This window comes from Chryseobacterium metallicongregator (genome assembly GCF_031324065.1).
Taxonomy (GTDB): domain Bacteria; phylum Bacteroidota; class Bacteroidia; order Flavobacteriales; family Weeksellaceae; genus Chryseobacterium; species Chryseobacterium metallicongregator.
This window is the reverse complement of sequence record NZ_JAVIXS010000020.1, coordinates 347494-368155: the sequence shown is the minus strand read 5'-3', so window position 1 is coordinate 368155 and position 20662 is coordinate 347494. Positions and strand designations below refer to the sequence as shown.

Annotated in this window: 16 protein-coding genes; 13 read left to right on the top strand and 3 right to left on the bottom strand. The window is 36.5% G+C overall.

The genetic code is table 11. The features are described 5' to 3' along the window. Window positions 1-9 precede the first annotated feature (9 nt). The 7 genes from REB14_RS19585 (at window position 10) to REB14_RS19555 (ending at window position 5643) form a co-directional block, all read left to right on the top strand. Complete coding sequence (locus REB14_RS19585; RefSeq protein WP_079241454.1) at window positions 10-588, top strand: murein L,D-transpeptidase catalytic domain-containing protein; 579 nt, start codon at window positions 10-12, stop codon at window positions 586-588. A gap of 29 nt (window positions 589-617) precedes the next feature. Then, window positions 618-1295: a RadC family protein gene (radC, locus tag REB14_RS19580; RefSeq protein WP_079241455.1), complete on the top strand. Its 678-nt coding sequence runs from the start codon at window positions 618-620 to the stop codon at window positions 1293-1295. Next, window positions 1292-2206, top strand: a complete 915-nt coding sequence (locus REB14_RS19575) for a hypothetical protein (protein WP_079241456.1) — start codon at window positions 1292-1294, stop codon at window positions 2204-2206. Before radC ends, REB14_RS19575 begins: the two co-directional genes overlap by 4 nt. A gap of 73 nt (window positions 2207-2279) precedes the next feature. Next, window positions 2280-3212: a phytanoyl-CoA dioxygenase family protein gene (locus tag REB14_RS19570; protein ID WP_079241457.1), complete on the top strand. Its 933-nt coding sequence runs from the start codon at window positions 2280-2282 to the stop codon at window positions 3210-3212. 89 nt (window positions 3213-3301) lie between these two features. Further along, complete coding sequence (locus REB14_RS19565; protein WP_309523037.1) at window positions 3302-4477, top strand: hypothetical protein; 1176 nt, start codon at window positions 3302-3304, stop codon at window positions 4475-4477. A gap of 24 nt (window positions 4478-4501) precedes the next feature. Next, window positions 4502-5014, top strand: a complete 513-nt coding sequence (locus REB14_RS19560) for a DUF7935 family protein (RefSeq protein WP_062670185.1) — start codon at window positions 4502-4504, stop codon at window positions 5012-5014. Between the two features lie 17 nt (window positions 5015-5031). Further along, entirely contained in the window at window positions 5032-5643 is a 612-nt protein-coding gene (locus REB14_RS19555; RefSeq protein ID WP_047375226.1) for an inorganic pyrophosphatase, read from the top strand. Window positions 5644-5726: 83 nt separating this feature from the next. Here the strand turns inward: REB14_RS19555 and REB14_RS19550 are convergent, their stop codons facing one another. Continuing rightward, window positions 5727-7448: an amidohydrolase gene (locus tag REB14_RS19550; protein ID WP_309523036.1), complete on the bottom strand. Its 1722-nt coding sequence runs from the start codon at window positions 7446-7448 to the stop codon at window positions 5727-5729. 135 nt (window positions 7449-7583) lie between these two features. Between REB14_RS19550 and REB14_RS19545 the strand changes: the two genes are divergently transcribed. Further along, on the top strand, window positions 7584-10316 hold the full coding sequence (locus REB14_RS19545; RefSeq protein WP_309523035.1) for a sodium-translocating pyrophosphatase: 2733 nt from the start codon (window positions 7584-7586) through the stop codon (window positions 10314-10316). 130 nt (window positions 10317-10446) lie between these two features. On the opposite strand, the gene REB14_RS19540 is transcribed toward REB14_RS19545, so the two are convergent. Continuing rightward, the gene (locus REB14_RS19540; protein WP_309523034.1) at window positions 10447-11586 is read right to left on the bottom strand and encodes an aminotransferase class I/II-fold pyridoxal phosphate-dependent enzyme; all 1140 of its coding nucleotides are present in this window, start codon (window positions 11584-11586) and stop codon (window positions 10447-10449) included. Between the two features lie 161 nt (window positions 11587-11747). On the opposite strand from REB14_RS19540, the gene REB14_RS19535 reads away from it, so the two are divergent. The 5 genes from REB14_RS19535 (at window position 11748) to REB14_RS19515 (ending at window position 17165) form a co-directional block, all read left to right on the top strand. Next, window positions 11748-12788, top strand: coding sequence for a M28 family metallopeptidase (locus tag REB14_RS19535; RefSeq protein WP_079241462.1), 1041 nt, complete (start codon window positions 11748-11750; stop codon window positions 12786-12788). A gap of 169 nt (window positions 12789-12957) precedes the next feature. Next, the gene (locus REB14_RS19530; protein WP_309523033.1) at window positions 12958-13767 is read left to right on the top strand and encodes a GNAT family N-acetyltransferase; all 810 of its coding nucleotides are present in this window, start codon (window positions 12958-12960) and stop codon (window positions 13765-13767) included. Then, window positions 13754-14281: an endonuclease V gene (locus REB14_RS19525; RefSeq protein WP_309523032.1), complete on the top strand. Its 528-nt coding sequence runs from the start codon at window positions 13754-13756 to the stop codon at window positions 14279-14281. The genes REB14_RS19530 and REB14_RS19525 overlap by 14 nt, the downstream gene beginning before the upstream one ends. 157 nt (window positions 14282-14438) lie before the next feature. Continuing rightward, complete coding sequence (locus REB14_RS19520) at window positions 14439-15614, top strand: acetyl-CoA C-acyltransferase (protein ID WP_079241463.1); 1176 nt, start codon at window positions 14439-14441, stop codon at window positions 15612-15614. A 240-nt stretch (window positions 15615-15854) separates the two neighbouring features. Then, a complete protein-coding gene (locus REB14_RS19515) occupies window positions 15855-17165 on the top strand; it encodes a T9SS type A sorting domain-containing protein (protein ID WP_309523031.1) in 1311 nt (436 codons plus the stop codon). 98 nt (window positions 17166-17263) lie between these two features. On the opposite strand, the gene REB14_RS19510 is transcribed toward REB14_RS19515, so the two are convergent. After that, window positions 17264-20608, bottom strand: a complete 3345-nt coding sequence (locus tag REB14_RS19510) for a DEAD/DEAH box helicase (protein WP_309523030.1) — start codon at window positions 20606-20608, stop codon at window positions 17264-17266. Window positions 20609-20662 lie beyond the last annotated feature (54 nt).

The window sequence follows — 20662 nt, the reverse complement described above, 5'->3', positions numbered from 1 at the left end:
CACAACCGGATGATGAAACACTTTATTTTTCTTTTTTTAATTATAATTTCCTGTTCAAAAGCTGAATCCCAGCAGTTGAACCCATTGGGTATTCCTGAGACAAGAATTTCAGAGATTAAAAATTATATTAAAGGAAAAGAGTACAATCAGGAACTGGCTGTTTTTATCAACTTTAAAATTCCTTCCGGGAAGTATCGTTATTTTATCTACAACCTGAAAAATAATACAATTCTGCAGCAGGCTGTCGTTTCTCATGGTTCAGGCTCTGTCATAGCAAAATCGGATGCTTTGAAATTCAGCAATATTGAAGGCTCTTATCAGTCGTCTCTTGGAAAATATGTCATTGGAGAAAGCTATATAGGAAAGTTCGGTAAAGCTTATCGCCTGGCAGGGCTGGATGCTACCAATAGCAACGCCTTGCAAAGAGCAATAGTTCTTCATTCTTACGGATGTATTCCTGACACAGAATCACAAACTCCTGCATGTCTGAGCTTAGGATGCCCGATGCTTTCAGTAAATGCACTTAAAGAAACAGCAAAATATATTGATAAGTCTACAAAACCTGTCATTTTATATGCTTTTTATTAATTGATACTATTCATCTATACTATTTTTCCATGGCCATAAAACTCCTTGCCGAAGATGACAGACCCAGAGAAAAGTTTTTGCAAAAAGGCAAAAGCTCACTTTCTGATTCTGAACTCTTAGCAATTATTATGGGCAGCGGAAATAGAGAGGAAGATGCTTTGGAATTAGCAAGAAAAATTTTAGCCTCTGTCAATAACAGTTGGCATGAATTGAGTTTGCTTTCTGCCAAAGATCTGATGAAATTCAAAGGTATCGGAGAATCAAAAGCCATTTCAATTATTTCAGCTTTAGAAATTGGGAGAAGAAGGGCAGTACAGGAAATTCCTGAAAAAACAATTATTGGAAACAGTCATGATGCTTATGTAATTCTCAGAAACCAGCTTTCTGATCTGAGAACAGAAGAGTTTTGGGCAATTTTTCTTAATAATAGCAATAAAGTGATTCATGTATCTCAGCTCACACAGGGCGGGATCAGCCAATCTATTGTAGATGTGAGAACTCTTTATAAGTTAGCATTGGATCATTTTTCAACGGGTATTATCATAGCCCACAATCATCCTTCCGGAAGCTTAAAACCAAGTCGGGAAGATATCAATATCACACAGAAAATAAAAGAAGCAGGAAATACATTAAGTATTCAGCTTTTAGACCATATTATTGTCACACAGGATTCTTATTTTAGTTTCTCAGACGCAGGATTATTATGATTAGAAGATTGAAATATCATGAAATTGATTTTGTAAAATACGCTCAATGTTTAGAAAATTCCGAACAAAGAAAATATTCTGCTACAAAATACTTTTTAGACACTACTTCTACAATGCCTTGGGAAATTCTTGTTTATAAGGATTATGAAGCGGTAATGCCTATCCCTTTTGTAAGAAAATATGGGATGAAAATTGTACACAATCCTAAACTTTGTCAGCAGCTTGGTGTTTTTTCCGGCAAAGATGATTTAGATCTAAATGAGGCTTTTTTAGAATATCTGGAAAAAAATTACATGATCAGGGCGTATCCTTTTAACGATGTCAATCAGCTTCGTACAAAGATCAGAATCAAGAAAAACTTTTTATTATATCCTGAGGCCTATGAGAAAGTCTATTCGAAATATTCACCCAAAAGAAAAAGAAAACTTCGGTTAGATGAAGCTGTTTTAAAAGAATCAGAAATTAAAATGATTTCTTATGAAAAAGCAAAAACTTTTATTGAATCCAATACTATAGGTTTGAATAAAGACCATGATCTGTCTGAATTCATGAGGATTTTTGAAAGCTTTTATAAGTCCGGATATCTGAAATTTACAGCTTTTTACTATCAGCATAAAATTGTTAACGTAATTGCTACTTATTCGGATAGTAATATGGTAGCGCTTTTAGGAAATTTTAATGATAAAGATTATGTCAAATTATCAGGAGCATCCGTATTGATCGATCATCTCATTAAAGAAAATATAGAAACTCATGTTTTTGATTTTGAAGGGGGAGAACTACCCAATATTGAAGAGTTTTTCAGAGGATTTCGTCCCGAATTAAGACCTTACGGAATTATTGAGAATTCAAAAAAGAACCTCTTCAAAAAGTTAGGATATCTTGTATTAAGAGGAAAGTCTTTTTTATGATGAAAAGCATTGTTTAGATTGGTTCTAATTAACTAATATTCCGTAACTTTATAAAATCCTTAGTAAAACAGTTATGTTACAGCAGATTCGTCAGTACAAATTATCATACATGCTTTATAACTTATTTAAAAAGAATAAATTAAAGCATAATATTCCATTATATAAAAAATACGGAATCAATAAGAACTATTTTTCAAGTATTTCGAGTAAAGATTTTGCGCACCTTCCGGCTAGCGAAAGAACACTAGATGATACCAAACTCAAGGAAACTCCTTTTTTTAAAAAGCTTTCCGAAGAAAATAAAGAAAGTGCTCTTCAGTATGATGAAAATGGTTATATGATACTGAGAAATTTCCTTACTCCGGAAACGGCGGATCAAATCAATACTGAAATTGATAAATTAATGGAAGATGGGACTTTGAAATTCATATACGGCGGTAAGCTGATGTTTGCGATTCATCATTCAGAAATCATTAAAAATATTGGAAGTGATAAAGAACTGTTAGATTTTTTATCTATTCTGTTAGACGGAAAATCAAAACTTTTCCAAAGTATCAATTTTATTAACGGTAGCCAGCAGAAAACCCATTCTGACAGTATTCACATGACCACATATCCATTGGGAGGATTGCTGGGAGTATGGATTGCCCTGGAGGATGTGGATGAAAATAACGGAGCATTGCATTATATTCCTAAAAGCCACAAACTTCCTTACTTCCTGAATTCTGATTACGATAATGAAGGGACATCTTTGAAAATTGGTAAGAAAAGCTACAGAGCCTACGAAACATTTCTTGAAGATAAAGTAAAAGAATTAGGTTTAAAGAAAGAAGTTTTTAAAGCAAAAAAAGGAGACTTATTAATCTGGCATGCCAATATTCTTCACGGCGGAGAACCTCACACAGATAAAAACAGAACGAGAAAAAGTCTTGTCTACCATTTCTTTGATGAAAATAGTGTTTGTTACCATGAAGTGACACAGAGACCGGCTCTGTTTGAACTTTAATATAAAAAATCCTATTCGTAAAGCCTTTTATAGGAATTCGGATTTAAAAAGATAGTTTTTTTACATTTGTATTCTTATAATATCAGTGTATGGAAAAAAAGAAGAATATTCTTGTTTTTATATTTTCAATCTATGTATGCATGATGTCATACTACCTGTATACCCATCATTATTACAACACGGATATGGAAGCTTATATGGGATTGATTTATAGAACGGAATATCCTGAAATGAAAATTGAAGAAATTCATCAGAAGGTATATGACGAACTGAGAGAAAAGAATCCCGACTTTGCAGGACTTGGCCCTGTTAATCCAATAGTTGAGGAAGTGGCAAAAGGGGAGAGTACTTACTATAAAATAATCTCACAAAATCCCAAAGCCTACGAAGAAGAGTTACAGCTTTTTGTGGTAAAACCTTTTTATAATTTTATCGGCTGGTCATTGTTTAAACTTGGTTTCAGTGCTTCTACATCTATTTCTTTGATTTCAGTTATTTCTTACGTATTGATTCTTATCCTGATTTTCAGCTTCTTGATAAAAATTCTGAAAAATTATCCTCTTGCGTTCCTGATCACCATTTTAATTTCTTTATTTAAGCCTTTGCCAGAGGCAGCACGACATGTTTCAGCAGATTCTTTATCATGTCTGCTTCTTCTTTCGAGCTTCTATATATTTTTAGTGAGGAAAAATTTATTTTTTGCAGGCATATTGGCTATGTTATGTGTGCTCACAAGACCGGAATATTTTATATTGTATTCATTCCTGTATGCCTTTATTTATTTTTACAGGAATAATCTTCAGATTAAAACAGGTTCATTATTGATATCATATGGCTATATATTTCTTTCCTTCTTTTTAATACAGGCCTTTAATCAGGTTTCGTGGTCTACACTTTTTATGAATCAGTTTACCAAAGTGCAGATTTATCCTGTGTCGCAGCCTGATCCATTTTCCTTTGCAGATTATTTTCAATTTATTAAAAGTAATATAATGCTACAGTTCAATGCTTCCTATTTTCCAGTCCTGTTGATTTTTATTGTAGTTATTTTGGCGAATCGTTTTTCATTTCATAATAAAAAGAACCAGTCCCAGACCTTGTTTTTTGCAATTATTTATGGGACTGTTTTGCTGAGATTCTTAGTTTTCCCGTCTCTGGTAAATAGGATGATGCTCGGCTTTTATATTATAATTATCCTTGCATTGGTCTATATACAAATTTCTAAAGTGGATATCTTTAAAAACTCTTTAGAAGACGGAAAATAATTAGTAATTTTGCAGTCTAAAATTATGACGAGTCTTTCAGGATATTTACCCTATGCATTTGCATTGATTATTGCAATTCCTTTTCTGGTTTTGCTCAGACAATTTGTACACTCATACATCACGCTTAAGAACCAGGAAATCAAACTACTCACCGTGAAATCAAATTCAGAGAACAAAGCACATTCCTATGAAAGAATGACATTGTTTCTGGACAGAATGAAACCTTCAAACCTTATCCAAAGGTTCGACAGGGGACTGGCTGTTCACGAGTTTATTTTTCTGACGGAAAAAGCAATTAATGAAGAATTTGAGTATAACTCTTCACAACAGTTATACATTACAAAAAATTCATGGAAGAATATCGTTGACTCAAAGAATGCGATTATAGAACTCCTTCACAAAACGTATGACGGGTTGAAAGGAGAAGTTCAACTGGATGAATTCAAAACGATTTTCATCATGAACTATATGGAAAGCAACGATTATATTGCTGAAACCATAGAAGATTTAAGAAAAGAAATTTTAATAATAACTTAAAAAATAACAGATAAATAATGATTCCAAATTTTAAAGCACATCCATGGCACGGAATTTCTGCAGGAGAAGATGCGCCAAATGTTGTCAACGTATTTGTGGAAATTGTTCCTTCAGATACTATTAAATATGAAGTAGATAAAGAAACAGGATACTTAAAGGTAGACAGACCACAGAAATTCTCTAACATTATCCCTGCTTTATATGGTTTTGTTCCAAGAACATACTGTGATAAAGAAGTGATGAGACTTGCTGTAGAATCAGGAGCTACTGACGTTACTATGGGTGATCATGACCCTCTTGATATTTGTGTTTTAAGTTCTCACAACATCCATGCTGGAGGTTTATTGATGGAAGCTATTCCAATCGGAGGTTTCAAAATGATCGACGGAGGTGAAGCGGATGATAAAATTGTTGCAGTAATGATTAACGACCATGCTTTCGGACACTTCAGAGATATTTCTGAATTACCAGAAGCAGAAGTAAAAAGATTAATGCACTACTTTCTGACGTATAAAAACTTACCGGATGAGCCTGCAAAATGCAGAATCCAGGAAGTTTACGGAGCTGAACACGCAAGAAAAGTGATCAAAGCTTCTCAAACAGACTATGCAGATAAATTCGGAGGATAAGATTTTCTTCCCTAGAATACAAAAAAAGCAGATGATTTTTTCATCTGCTTTTTTTGTGAATATTTTACTCTATATCAACAGGTTTAGTTTCTTTTGCATACAGAATTTCCTTCTTTTATCGTTTCCAGAACCTTCATGTTTCTGAGGTTTTCAGGAGCTATGGTTAAAGGATTCTGATTAAGAATAACAAAATCAGCTATTTTACCAACTTTAATAGATCCTTTTCTGTTTTCTTCCTGCAATTGATAAGCTCCGTTAATGGTGATTGCTTTCAAAGCTTCAAGCGTGGGGATTCTTTCATTGGGGCCTAAAATCATTCCAGACCGTGTCTTTCTATTCACTGCTGCGTACACTGCCGTAATCAGATCGGGTGGTGTAACCGGAGCATCATGATGAATGGTAAATGTAATTCCTGCTTTCAATGCAGAATTTGCAGGACTTATAAAAGAAGCTCTTTCAGGGCCGAAAACACTTGAATAATGCCAATCTCCCCATAAATAAGCATGAGTAGAAAAATAAGAAGGGATTACTTCTAATTCTTTTATCTTTTGAATATGATCAGGGCGGCTGTTCTGTACATGAATTAATGTTGCCCGCAGTTCCGGTTTGTAAATGTCTTCATCTTTTAATTTCTTAATAACATGTATAGCCTGATCTATTGCAGCATCTCCATTCACATGAAGCTGTGCGGTGATATGATTTTGGAAGAGTGTTTTCAGATCGTTGTATAATATTTCATCCGTAAAGATGGGGAATCCTTTGTAGTCTTTAGACTGGCCTTCAGGTGGAACTACATAAGGCTGAGTCAGCCAGGCCGTTTTTCCCTGTGGAGAACCATCATCAGAAAATTTGAACCCGGCTAGTTTCAAACGATTTTCATATTTCATATACTTTGGTTTGAAACGGTTTAAATCCTTTTTGAAATATTCATAATCAGGAAAGTAAACAATATCAGCTTTAAAAAGGTTTTGAGACGCCGCCTTTTCTAACAGAGCAACACTTTCTCCCATAGTTCTTCCATCACAAATAGTAGTTTGTCCATAGCTGAGCCATTCATCCTGGGCCTTCATCAGATTTTCCATGGCGTGAGCCTGAGTATCCTTGCCTTTATTCATTTTTTCCGTTAAGGTCAATAAAGCGGTGAAACTTGCGTTCTCCTCTAATTTACCATTCAGTTTACCTGTTTTTTTATCCCTGCCGATGTGTCCTCCTTCAGGATCTTTTGAGGCTTCTGTGATTCCCAGAAGTTGTAACATCGCACTGTTTGCTACGCTGGCATGACCAGAAGCATGAATAACAATAATAGGATTGGTTTTACTGATGACATCCAGTTCTGTTTTTGTAGGATGACGGTGCTCTGTCATAATCGCATCATCGTAACCATTTCCGATAATTGGCTGCTTACCTGTAATTTTATTGTCTTTGATGTAGTTCTTAACCGTAATCTGTAAATCTTTAATTGAATTCACTGTTCCATAAGGTTCCGGAGACAGGTCTACAGCATCCATTATCCCGGCTCTTGAAGTAAGATGCCCATGAACATCTATAAACCCGGGAAGAAGAGTTTTTCCGTTGAGATTAATCATTTTGGTGGCTGGCTGTGAAAAACGCTCTGCATCCGACTTTGTTCCGGCAAAAAGTATTTTACCATCTTTTACTGCTACAGCTTCAACTTGGGGAGAAGAATCCTCCATTGTTATAATGGGACCTCCGAAATAGAGGATCTCAGCTTTTTCATGTGGAATCTTATGATGACAGCTGCTTATGCCTGCAGATAACAAAAGAGTATATAGTATCCTTTTCATAAATAATTAATTCAAATCATGGTGAGAAACGAATTTACAAAATAATAGATTATTATTAGTGAATTTTATTATGTGTTTATAATTTCATTATATTTATAAGACTAATCTCAATTTTTTAATATAAAATAATAAACTATGGATCTATTTATGTTAGTGCCAATTTTTGGTGTCATAGCTTTGCTTTATACATTTCTTCAGAGCAACTGGGTCAATAAACAGAATGCCGGAAATGAAAAAATGAAAACAATCAGCGGCCATATTGCAGACGGTGCAATGGCTTTTCTAAAGGCTGAGTACAAAATCTTAACCTACTTTGTTGTAGTCGTCGCCATTCTATTAGCAGTGATGGGATCAACGAATGCCAATTCACACTGGAGTATCGGTATCGCCTTTGCAGTAGGTGCCATCTTTTCAGCATGTGCAGGCTTTATCGGGATGAAAATTGCGACCAAAGCGAATGTAAGAACAGCGGAAGCAGCAAGAACTTCATTGTCAAAAGCGCTTAAAGTATCTTTTACGGGAGGCTCAGTAATGGGGATGGGGGTTGCCGGACTTGCTGTTTTAGGTTTGGGAGCTTTGTTTTTGATTATTAAACAGATTTTTGCCCCTGAAGCTACAGTAGATTCCCATGAAATGGAAAGAACAATTGAAATTCTTACAGGATTTTCTCTTGGAGCCGAATCCATTGCACTTTTTGCAAGAGTAGGAGGTGGTATTTATACAAAAGCGGCAGACGTAGGTGCTGATCTTGTAGGAAAAGTAGAAGCCGGAATTCCTGAAGATGATCCCCGAAATCCTGCTACCATAGCAGATAACGTAGGAGATAACGTAGGAGATGTTGCCGGAATGGGAGCCGACCTTTTCGGATCGTATGTAGCGACAGTTCTTGCCACGATGGTATTGGGTAGAGAAACTGTTTCTGATGATGCTTTCGGAGGTTTTGCCCCGATTCTTTTACCCATGCTGATTGCAGGAACAGGAATTATATTTTCAATGATCGGAACTTTATTTGTGAAAATTAACGATAATGAAGGTTCATCCACTTCCAGTGTCCAGAATGCATTAAATCTTGGAAACTGGGGAAGTATCGTAATTACTGCCATTGCTTCCTATTTCCTGGTAACTTATATCCTTCCTGAAAAAATGGTTCTGAGAGGACATGAGTTTACGAAGATGGGAGTATTCGGAGCGATAATGGTAGGATTAGTGGTAGGAACTTTAATGAGTATTATTACAGAATATTACACTGCTATGGGGAAAAGACCGGTTTCAAGTATTGTGAGACAGTCTTCTACAGGCCATGCAACCAATATTATCGGTGGACTTTCCGTTGGGATGGAATCTACCTTACTTCCTATTATAGTACTGGCAGGAGGAATTTATGGCTCTTATCTATGTGCCGGACTTTACGGTGTAGCGATTGCAGCTGCCGGAATGATGGCTACCACAGCAATGCAGCTTGCTATCGATGCTTTCGGACCTATTGCAGATAATGCCGGAGGTATCGCTGAAATGAGTGAACTTCCCAAAGAAGTACGTGAAAAAACAGATATTCTGGATGCTGTAGGAAACACAACGGCAGCTACCGGAAAAGGATTTGCCATTGCTTCAGCTGCTTTAACAGCATTGGCTTTATTTGCTGCTTTTGTAGGAATTGCAGGAATTGATGGTATCGATATTTACAGAGCAGATGTTCTTGCCGGACTTTTTGTAGGTGGAATGATTCCGTTTATCTTTTCATCACTGGCAATTACCGCAGTGGGACAGGCTGCCATGGCGATGGTAGAAGAAGTAAGAAGACAGTTCCGCGAAATTCCGGGAATTCTGGAAGGAAAAGCACAGCCTGAATATGAAAAATGTGTTGCTATTTCTACTGATGCTTCTATCAGAAAAATGATGCTTCCTGGTGCTATTGCCATTGTTTCCCCTTTACTGATCGGATTTATTTTTGGTCCTGAAGTATTGGGAGGATTTCTTGCTGGTGCTACTGTATGTGGTGTTTTAATGGGAATGTTCCAGAATAACGCAGGTGGAGCCTGGGACAATGCCAAAAAATCCTTTGAAAAAGGAGTTGACATCAATGGGCAGACCTACTATAAAGGTTCAGAACCTCACAAAGCATCTGTAACAGGTGATACTGTGGGAGATCCGTTTAAAGATACATCAGGGCCATCTATGAATATCCTGATCAAATTAATGTCAATTGTTTCTTTAGTGATTGCACCTACTTTAGCTGTTTTACATAAAGATAAAATTGAGGCGAACAGAAAAGCAAAAATTGAAAGCCTTACAGGAATTTCAAGTATTGCACCCACGGTAAACGGAGATTCTAAAATAATTACGGTCATTCCGGGAGAAGTTAAAGGACATCTTAATGAAAACGGAGACTTTGTATATGAAACGGGCAATATTCAGAAAATAAAACTGGACGGAGGAAAAACAATTGCGATAGGTGATGGAAGCCAGCTTTATCAACTTTATAATGTGGTGAAACAAAAAGATAAATCGGCTTTAGATCCTAATAAATGGTACACCATTGAAAATCTTTATTTTGAAACAGGTTCAAGTGATCTGAAAACAGAATCCGCCCTTCAATTGATCACTTTGTCTGAGATTTTAAATGCTTATCCAAATCTGAAAATAAAATTGGGCGGATATACAGACAATAGTGGTAATGAGGACAGTAATCTTAAATTATCCAATCTGAGAGCACAAACAGCAAAACTTAAACTGCTTGAGCTTGGGATTGCAGCAGACAGAATAGAAGCTGAAGGGTATGGATCACAACATCCTGTATGTGAGGCTAATGACACTGATGAATGTAAAGCAAAAAACAGAAGAATTGATGTAAGAGTACTTGCTCTTTAACATCAAGAAAATATAATGAAAGCAATCGCCCGGGCGGTGCTTTTTTGTATCTATTCAAGTCCTAAAAAATAAACACAGGCAAAAAATATCCGCCATCATCTGTGAAAGTCTTTGCGATCTGTGGAAAACATTAAAGATTCTTTTTTAAATGTTCCAGTGCCTGAATAATCAATTCATCTTTTTTAGCAAAACTAAACCTGATATAATCTGAATTTTGTCTTGAATTGTAGAAAGCAGAAAGAGGGAGACAGGAAACTTTTTTCTCAATTGTCAACCACTTGGAAAACTCCACATCGGTCATGCTTTTAGAAATATTTCTGAAATTGACAACCTGAAAAACACTTCCTTCCGCTTGTTGTTCGATCAGAAATGGTGTTTCTTTAATCATTTCACTAAAAATATCTCTTTTCTTCTGCATGAGTTTTGTATTGATACCCGGATCAAATACTTCCAGATATTTTGCGATAGCATATTGTGCCGGAGCATTTGCACTGTACGAAATATACTGCTGGTGGCATTGAAATCTTGTGGTCAAACGTTCAGAAGCAAGCATATAACTCACTTTCCATCCGGAAGTATGAAACATTTTACCAAAAGAAAAAATACAGAAAGTCTTTTCCCTAAGCCCCGGATGGATGAAAGAACTGTAATGTTCAGTTTCATCATAACAATAAGTATCATATATTTCTTCTGAAATCAAAAAAATGTCGTGGTCTTTAATCATTTCATACAGCTGGTTCCAATCTTCCTTTTTCCATACTTTTCCGGTGGGATTCTGTGGAGAGTTGACAATGACTGCTTTTGTCTTTTCAGTAATACAATCTTTAAACAGATTCCAATCGATGGTAAAATCACCATCAAGATCATAATAAACAGGAATTCCTCCATTCATAACAACAGCTGGCCCATAGGTATAGTAAGATGGCTGGATAATGATGACTTCATCACCTTGATTCATAATTGATTTAAGCGAAGTATATAAAGCAAAGGTTGCACAGGGAACAATAGTAACTTCCTTATTCGTGACTGATATGCTGTGAGCCCGTTTTGTGTTGAAACGAATAATACTTTCAATCAGCAGAGGGTTGCCGGCAAGAGGTTCATAATGATAAGTGCTTTTTTGAGCAGCTTCTTTTAAAAATTCCGTAAGGCGTTCATCAATATCAAAATCGGGGAGCCCTAAAGAAAGATCAAAACTTCCATGTCTGTTGGCCAGCTCGGACATCTCCGTAAAAAAAGAATAATGAGTAAATCCGTAAATTTTATCCACCTATTTTGTATTTTAATCAAATATAATAAAATTTTAATATCAAAATTATACTTAAAGTCTATGTGTTGTTCTATTTATAATGAACTGCATATTATTTTGTCCTCGTGATTATTGATGCTGGGATTCAATAAAAATTGTTATTTTTAAGAAATTTATCTTCTATGAGAAAAATACTTATTCCGTTAATAGCAGTGGCTGTAGTAACCAGTTGTGGAACGGCAAAAATATCTGACGGGAATGCTTCACATCCTGTTTCAACAAAACATAACAAAGCATTTAACAATGCCTATAAAGAGATTAATGCAGAGGATTTAAAGAAAAACCTGTACGTCATTGCAGCAGACGATATGGAAGGGCGTGACACCGGAAGCAAAGGACAGAAAAAGGCGGGTGAGTATATGATTAATTACTATAAAAATCTGGGTATTGCAGCGCCAAAAGCATTAGGTTCTTACTATCAGAAAGTACCGTCCGAATTCATGAAGAAAAGAGGAGGAGGGAACCTTCCGGATTCCGAAAATATTTTAGCTTTTATTGAAGGAAGTGAAAAACCGGACGAGATTGTAGTCGTTTCTGCACATTATGATCACGTAGGAACAAAAAATGGAGTAGTATACAATGGAGCAGACGATGACGGTAGTGGAACTGTAGCTGTAATGGAAATTGCTAAGGCATTCCAACAGGCTAAAAAAGCAGGTAAAGGACCTAAAAGATCCATTCTGTTTCTACATGTTACAGGAGAGGAACACGGGCTGTTTGGTTCAGAATATTATTCCGAAAATCCTGTTTTCCCATTAGCGAATACGGTGGTTGACCTTAATATTGATATGATCGGACGTGACGATCCTGCCAACAGAGGAAAGCAATATGTGTATGTGATTGGCTCTGAAATGTTAAGTTCTCAGCTTAAAGTCATTAATGAAGCAGCTAACAAAAGAACCAACAACCTGGAATTGAATTACAAATACGATGATTTGAATGATCCTGAACAACTGTATTACCGTTCAGATCATTATAATTTTGCCAAGCATAATATTCCTGTAGCATTTTTCTTTGATGGTATTCATGAAGATTATCACAAACCGGGAGATGATCCTGAAAAGATTGATTATCAGTTGTTGGAGAAAAGAACCCAGCTTATTTTTACTACAGCCTGGGATATTGCCAACAGAGAAGAAAGAATTGTCGTTGACAGAAAATAATTATTAATTTTAGAGCACACTGAAATACATTGTTAAGCCCAAAGGCATAAAGTATCTTTTATTTACAGCGCTTTGAACATAATCAATTTTATCGTAGATAAAATCCTGCGCCTTAAAAATTTCATCATAAAATATTTTACGCCTTTGCGTTTATCAACAAACCATCAACATGAAAAACATAATCCGAGAAGCAAAGCCAGAAGACATTCCACAGATTCAGAAGGTAAGAAATGCTGTGAAAGAAAACACGCTGTCAGATCCTGGATTGGTTACCGATAAAGATTGTGAAGAGTTTCTGTTTCAAAGAGGAAAAGGCTGGGTTTGTGAAGTAGAAGATCAGGTTGTTGGGTTTTCCATTGCAGATCTGAAAGAAAACAATATCTGGGCACTTTTTGTACATCCAGATTTTGAAAATCACGGAATCGGCAGAAAACTCCATGATATTATGCTGGACTGGTATTTTGAGCAAAATAAAGATTTCGTATGGCTGGGTACTTCACCTGAAACAAGGGCTGAAATCTTCTACAGGAAATCTGGATGGAAGGAAGCCGGAACTCACGGAAACGGAGAAATGAGGTTTGAAATGACTTTTGAAAACTGGAAAAATAAAAATACGATGACCCCAAAACTAAAATCCATCAGACCTTTTATCGGAGCACAAAACTTTGAGATCAGCAGAAATTTTTATAAAGATCTGGGTTTTGAAGAAGTGATCCTGGAGCCAAAATTATCGCTTTTTATACGTGAAGAAATTGGTTTTTATCTTCAGGATTATTACGCAAAAGACTGGGTGGACAATATCATGATTTTTATGGAAGTTGCCAATACCGATGAATTCTGGAACGAACTGCTGTCTTTAGGACTTACAGACAAATATCAACATGTAAAATTGACTCCTGTAAGAACAATGGATTGGGGAAAAGAATGTTTTGTTCACGATCCGTCAGGGATATTGTGGCATTTTGGTGAGTTTTTTTAAGGAAGAGAAAAATATGATTTACGCATTCGACACCTACTATTATGAGGATTATGCCAATACAGTGTGTATTGCATTTGAAGACTGGACTTCTGAAAAAGAAGTGGAAACTTTCATAGAACAGACTCCTGTGAGTTCAGAATATGAAAGCGGAGCCTTTTACAAAAGAGAATTACCCTGTATTTTAAGTCTGTTGAAGAAAATAACATTAAGAGCGGAGGACATTATCATTGTCGATGGATATGTCACTTTGGATAATGATGGAAAAATTGGTCTGGGTGGACACCTTTACGAAGAATTGGAAGAAAAGTATCCTATTGTTGGGATTGCAAAAAATGAATTTACAACGCCGGATTTCCAGCGAAGAAGTGTTTTCCGTGGAGAAAGTAAAACACCTCTTTTTGTAACTTCCAGAGGAATAGATGTGGATGATATTCAATTTAAAGTAGAGCAGATGCATGGAGATTACAGAATGCCTACGCTGTTGAAAAAATTAGATCAGCTAAGCAGAGCATAAATAATAAAGTCTTACAAAAAAGTAAGATTTTTTCTTATTTATAAATATACCGATTAGTATATTTTGGTTATCTTTGTTGTAATTCCCTGATCAAAAATAAAAGGGATTTTTTTTAATTAAAAATATACTGATCGGTATATTATAAAAAATAAAATCTATGAAAGAAGTATTTATAGTAGCAGCAAAACGAACCCCGATAGGTGGTTTTATGGGAAGCCTGTCCGGATTTACTGCGCCTCAACTGGGTGCCTTGGCCATTCAGAATGCTTATGAAAGTATTGGACTTTCTCCTGAGCACATTGATAGTGTGTATTTGGGAAATGTACTAAGTGCCGGATTGGGACAGTCGCCAGCCAGGCAAGCTGCAATTTTTGCTGAAATTCCCGTTGATAAAGATGCTGCCACGATTAATAAAGTCTGTGCTTCCGGAATGAAATCATCGATGATTGGAGCTCAGCAGATTCAGCTTGGACTGGATCATATTGTTATGACAGGAGGAATGGAAAGTATGAGCAATGTTCCGCATTATATCAAAATCCGACAGGGAACAAAGCTGGGAGATACTAATCTTACTGACGGATTGATTAAAGATGGGCTGTGGGACGTTTACAATGATTTTCACATGGGAAGTGCAGCCGAACTGGGCGTTAAGAAATATGAACTCACCAGACATGAGCTTGATGAGTATGCGTTGTTTTCCTATCATAGAGCTCAGGAAGCGGCTAAAAATGGCAAGTTCGCAAATGAATTGATCCCAATATCGATTGAAGGCAAAAAAGGAACTACAATCGTTGATAAAGACGAAGATATTGATAAACTGATCCCAGAGAAAATTTCTTTGTTGAAACCAGCATTTGAAGCAGACGGAACACTTACAGCAGCCAATTCAAGCAATCTGAATGATGGTGCAGCAGCTATCATTTTAGCATCTTCTGAAGCTTTAGAACGATATCATCTGAAACCATTAGCAAGAATAATTGCCTATGCAGATGCCGCACAGGCACCGGAATGGTTTACCACTTCACCTTCCATTGCTATTCAGAAACTGTTGAAACAAACCGGTCTTAGTCTCTCTGATATCGACTTTTTCGAGATTAATGAAGCCTATTCATCAGTCATTTTATCCAATCAAAAAATTCTGGATTATGATATCAGTAAAGTAAATGTTTATGGAGGAGCAGTGGCATTGGGGCATCCGATCGGTGCTTCAGGAGCAAGAATTATGACTACTTTAGTAAATGTTTTACGTCAGGAAAAAGGAAGATATGGGATTGCTGCCATCTGTAATGGTGGAGGAGGAGCTTCCGCGGTTCTTATTGAAAATATAGACTAAAGCAGTAAAATATCATAAATTTTTATCCTTGCTATTAAAAAGATCTTTCTTGAAGTAAAATTGAGAAAGATCTTTTCGGATGGATAACAGATTGATTATCCATTGGTAAATCAAGTTATTAAATGTATATAGATAGAACACCGATAGGTTATTTTTACTAAACTGACAAATATCATTACGTTGTTATTTTTATTCATTCTAAATAAATATAAATTTGTGCCAAGAAATTTAACGAAGAAAATGAAAAAAATAACTACTCTTTCTGGTATTGTACTTGCCTCGCTGATGAATGCGCAGCTGCAATATTGTATGCCAACCTTTCAGTATGGAGCTGACAGCAATATGATCAGTAATGTGACTTTCGGAATGATTAATAATTCATCACCCGTTCAGTCGTCAAATGCACAAATTTATGAGAACTTTACGGCAATCTCTACAGATTTGCAGTCAGGAAGCTCTTACCCAATATCCGTGAAAGGTCCTTCCAGTACATTTCCGAGCGATGTAGTCGTTTTTATAGACTTTAACCAGAATGGTAATTTTGATGATGCCGGAGAAAGTTTCTATATTGGAAGACTTGAAGCAGCCAATCCTGCGAATGCGTTTACTATCAACAATACAATAACGATTCCTGCCACTGCAGCCAACGGAAGTACAAGAATGAGGGTTCTTAAAAATACCAATGTTCAGGCTTATTCAAATCCGGCAGCAGCTAATTCTATAAGTTCAGCTTGTGACAGCAGCTTAAGAGCAGGGCAGACGGAAGATTATACGGTTAATATCATAGGAAATACAGTCAGTTTCCCTGCTCCTTATTGTGGAACTGAAAATATTACAAGCTTAACAGTTAGTGAGATCAGTACAGTAGAATTTGCCGGAGTTGTTAGAAACAGTGCGCTCGACGGGAATTCTGATGTTCTTGAAAATTTCACAGCAACAGTTTTCAATGTGAACCGTGGAAATACCTATCCAATAACAGTTACAGGAGGTACACATGGCCAGACTACCGTATCAGCTTATGCTTATATTGATTTTAATCATAATAATCAGTTTGATGCTGATGAGCAATTTAATCTGGGCTATCTGGATAATTCTAATCCAGTTTCCGGTCATGAGTCTGGAGTTACAACAGGTAATATCACCATTCCGGCAGGAGCGCAGTTGGGAGAAACGCGTTTCAGACTGGTAAAAGCATACGAATCCAATTCATGGATGGGAGCTTTAAAGAATCTTCCTTGTCCTTCAGGTTGGTTTATCGGTCAGGCAGAGGATTATACTTTAAATATTCAGCCTGAGAGTCTTTCAACCATTGAAGTTTCTAAAGAGGCATCAGCCCAAGTGAAAATATATCCAAATCCTACCGCAAATTCTGTAACAATTAAGATGAAGGAAGGATTGGAGAAATACCAGATTTACAATATGTCCGGACAAAAGATGCTGGAAGGTAACTCGATGACGGTTTCTATGGACAGTTTTGTTCCAGGAACTTATTTGATTAAAATTCAGACAAAAAATCATAAAACAGTCACAGAAAAGATTATTAAAAAATAAACACATCATATCTAAATCATATCCATATCAATTTTTGTTTTTTAATCGACAGGTCCTTTACCTGTCGGTTTTTTATTTGTCAGGTTTTAAGTTTAATATTATGAACCAGATCCCAGTAAATCCATCAAATCCTGCTTAGAAAGTCCCTGAAGTTTCTTTCCATCGGTGGTCAACAGATTCTGGGCCAATTGTTTTTTCTTTTTCTGAAGCGTAAGAATTTTTTCTTCCACAGTATTGGAGCAGATCATCCGTACAGCAATTACATTTTTGGTCTGTCCTATACGGTAACTACGGTCAATAGCCTGGTTTTCTGCTGCAGGATTCCACCATGGATCTACAAGATAAATATAATCTGCCTGGGTAAGATTGAGACCAACTCCTCCAGCCTTTAAGCTAATCAAAAATACACGGATATCTTCATTGTTTTGAAAATGAGCTACTTTTTCACCTCTGTCTTTCGTTTGACCCGTTAAATATTCAAACTGAATGTTATGACGTTCCAACTCAATTTTGATCAAATCAAGCATGCCTACAAACTGTGAGAAAACAAGGATTTTATGATCTTTTGACTTCCCAAGGATTTGCTCCATCAAAATTTCGATTTTAACAGCATTTTCACCGGAGTATCCCTCTTTCATCAGAACAGGGGAATTACAGATCTGTCTGAGCCTCGTAAGGCCTGTAAGAACATGCATACTGTTCTTGTTCAGATCATCGTCATCATTGGCTGCAATAAACTCACGAAGTTCTTTTTCATAAGCATCATAGATCTTGCGCTGTTCCGTATTCATTTCACAGTAGATGACTGTTTCTGTTTTATCCGGAAGTTCTTTAGCAACCTGTTTCTTTGTTCTTCTGAGGATAAATGGCTTTATCTTTTGCTGAAGTTCCGCTGCACGTTTACTGTACTCAAATTTATCAATAGGAATGGCATAAATATCTTTAAAATGCTGTTTGCTTCCCAACAATCCTGGACAGGCAAAAGAAAGCTGGCTGTAAAGGTCAAATGTACTGTTTTCGACAGGAGTTCCGGTCAGTACAATCCTGTTTCTCGACTGAAGCAGACGTGCTGCTTTGTATCTTTCTGAATTAGGATTTTTAATCACCTGTGATTCATCAAGAAATACATAACTGAAATTAAAATTTTTCAAAAATTTAATGTCTGAAAGAAGCATTCCATAGGTGGTAAGGACTACTTCATAATCAGGCATATGAGCCGTTGTTTTTGGCCGTTCAGTACCATAATGAAGCAGAACTTTTATAGAAGGCGCAAATTTGCTCATCTCTTCCTGCCAGTTGAAAAGAAGGGAAGTAGGAACCACAATCAGATTGGTGGTATGGCCTCGTTTTTCCCGCTGTGAAAGAATAAAAGCAATGATCTGGATCGTTTTTCCTAATCCCATATCGTCCGCTAAACATCCACCGAAGTTGAACTCGTCAAGAAAATTGAGCCAGTTCAGTCCATCATGCTGATAATCCCTCAGTTCAGCATTCAGCTCAGCAGGAATAGCTACTTCCGGAATGTCTTTTACTTTTGAAAATTTCGTGGAATATGAAGTAAGTTCTTCCTGAACCTCTTTACTCAGGACTTCTTTTTCAAACAATGAGGTAACTTCCGTAAAATTGATTTTCGGAATCTTTAAGAGTTCTTCATCAATTTCTCCTGCCCGAAAATAAGCGGATATTTTTTCCATCCATTCTTCAGGGAGAATTCCCATGCTGCTATCATCCAGCTGGACAAATTTACTCTTGTTCCGAATGGCACGGTGAAGTTGTTTTAAAGAAGCTTCTTTAGGCCCAAATCTCACTTTTAATTTGGCATTAAACCAATCCAGTCCGCTGGTGATTTGAATATTGATTTTAGCCCGATGAGGGTTTAATTTGTTGTTTTTTAATTCGTTAAAACCAAGTATGATGATTCCTTCATTTCTCCAGGTCTCAAACGCTTCAATAAACCAGTTGTTATCCAGGAACTTGTCTCTGTGAAGATAAAAATACTGATAGCCATCGATCTGTTCTTCAAAATCAGGATGCTGTTGCATCACCAATGAAGTAAAGCGGGCTTCGGCTGATTCATTTCTTTCTATTTTAAAAGGATTTCCATTCTGGTCGGTATCAAAAATCTGCTTTCTGGAATACACCGGAACTTCTACATCACCATATTTCATAACGGGAGTAATTCCGATATAATTTTCCTGCTGACGGAGATAAATGACTTTTTCAGTCTGATAATTTTTATCTTCAAGCTGTACTTCTGTTGCAGGCTGTATGTAGCTGTAATTAATATGAATACGCTCTTCTATAGAGGAAAGGGTGTTGTGCATAAACGCTTCATATTTCGAAGAATGAACCAGTAAAATTTCATTATTAGCCTTAAAGAACCTGATGATTTTAAGCATGTCCGGATCATCTACGAAGCTGAAAACGTTACGGTTATAGACAAAATATTCATTTCTTAGAACAATATTTTTAAATGGGAGAGCAATATCGTTAAACAGTAATTCTCCGCTGATTTCAAAAAACGGATCTTTCTTAAAAACAGATAGTTGAATCTCTGCATCTAAAGTATTTAATTCAATATGAGAAAGTGACTTTGCGGAAACGGTTTCTGCGATTTCCCGGTCATGATAATAGACTTCCAGCTCCAGAGGATTCTGTACAATGAGCTTTAAAGCTTCCAGTTCTGACGGATTGTAATCTTCATTATAATTATTCTGAAAAGAAGTGATAGCAGTGTAAAATTTAATGTCTGCCGGTTTCTCTGCTTTCCATATCAGCTGCATGGCATCTATTGGAGTGACCGGATTTTTGATTTTTCCTGTCTGCGTCACCTCTGCCTCCATCAGAGAGAAGGTCATATGATTGTAATAACGGTGTTTACCGATAACCAATATTTGCTTTTTACCCGATTCCAATACTGCCAGTTCATCCAGTTTAGAAAGATGCTGAGGAAGTAGATCTCTTGCCAGCATTACATCATCTACAGGAAGCATTTCCTTGATCTTGGGCAATATCCCAATTTGGCCATCTTTGTATTCCAGTTCAAAATACTGATCCAGATCCGGTTCGTTTTCCAGACCATATCCTCTAGCTTTAGGGAGAAATATTTTCTTGCGTAGCGTTTCATCAAAAAACAATCGATAATTTTTATCTTCAATAATGCAGTGAATAATCTCTGCCTGATGAGCACAAAGCTGGTTTTTCTCGTGGTCACAGGTACAGGAACAAAGTAAGGAGTTGCCTATTTTACTGATAGTAATCACTGGAAAATCCTGTAATGAAGAAGATTGTTTTGTAAATATTCCTGTATTGTTTTCAATAGCCACCGGATAGATTTCACGAAAATCCCTGATCCCGATAAATGCGCTGTCTGAGGTATGTTTCAGCAGGTCATACACGGAAAGTGTACTGATATTGATGTTGTCAAGAATATATTCTGCCATAAAAATAGATGGGGACAAACTTACAAAAAACAAATGTATTGAAGAATCCGTTTT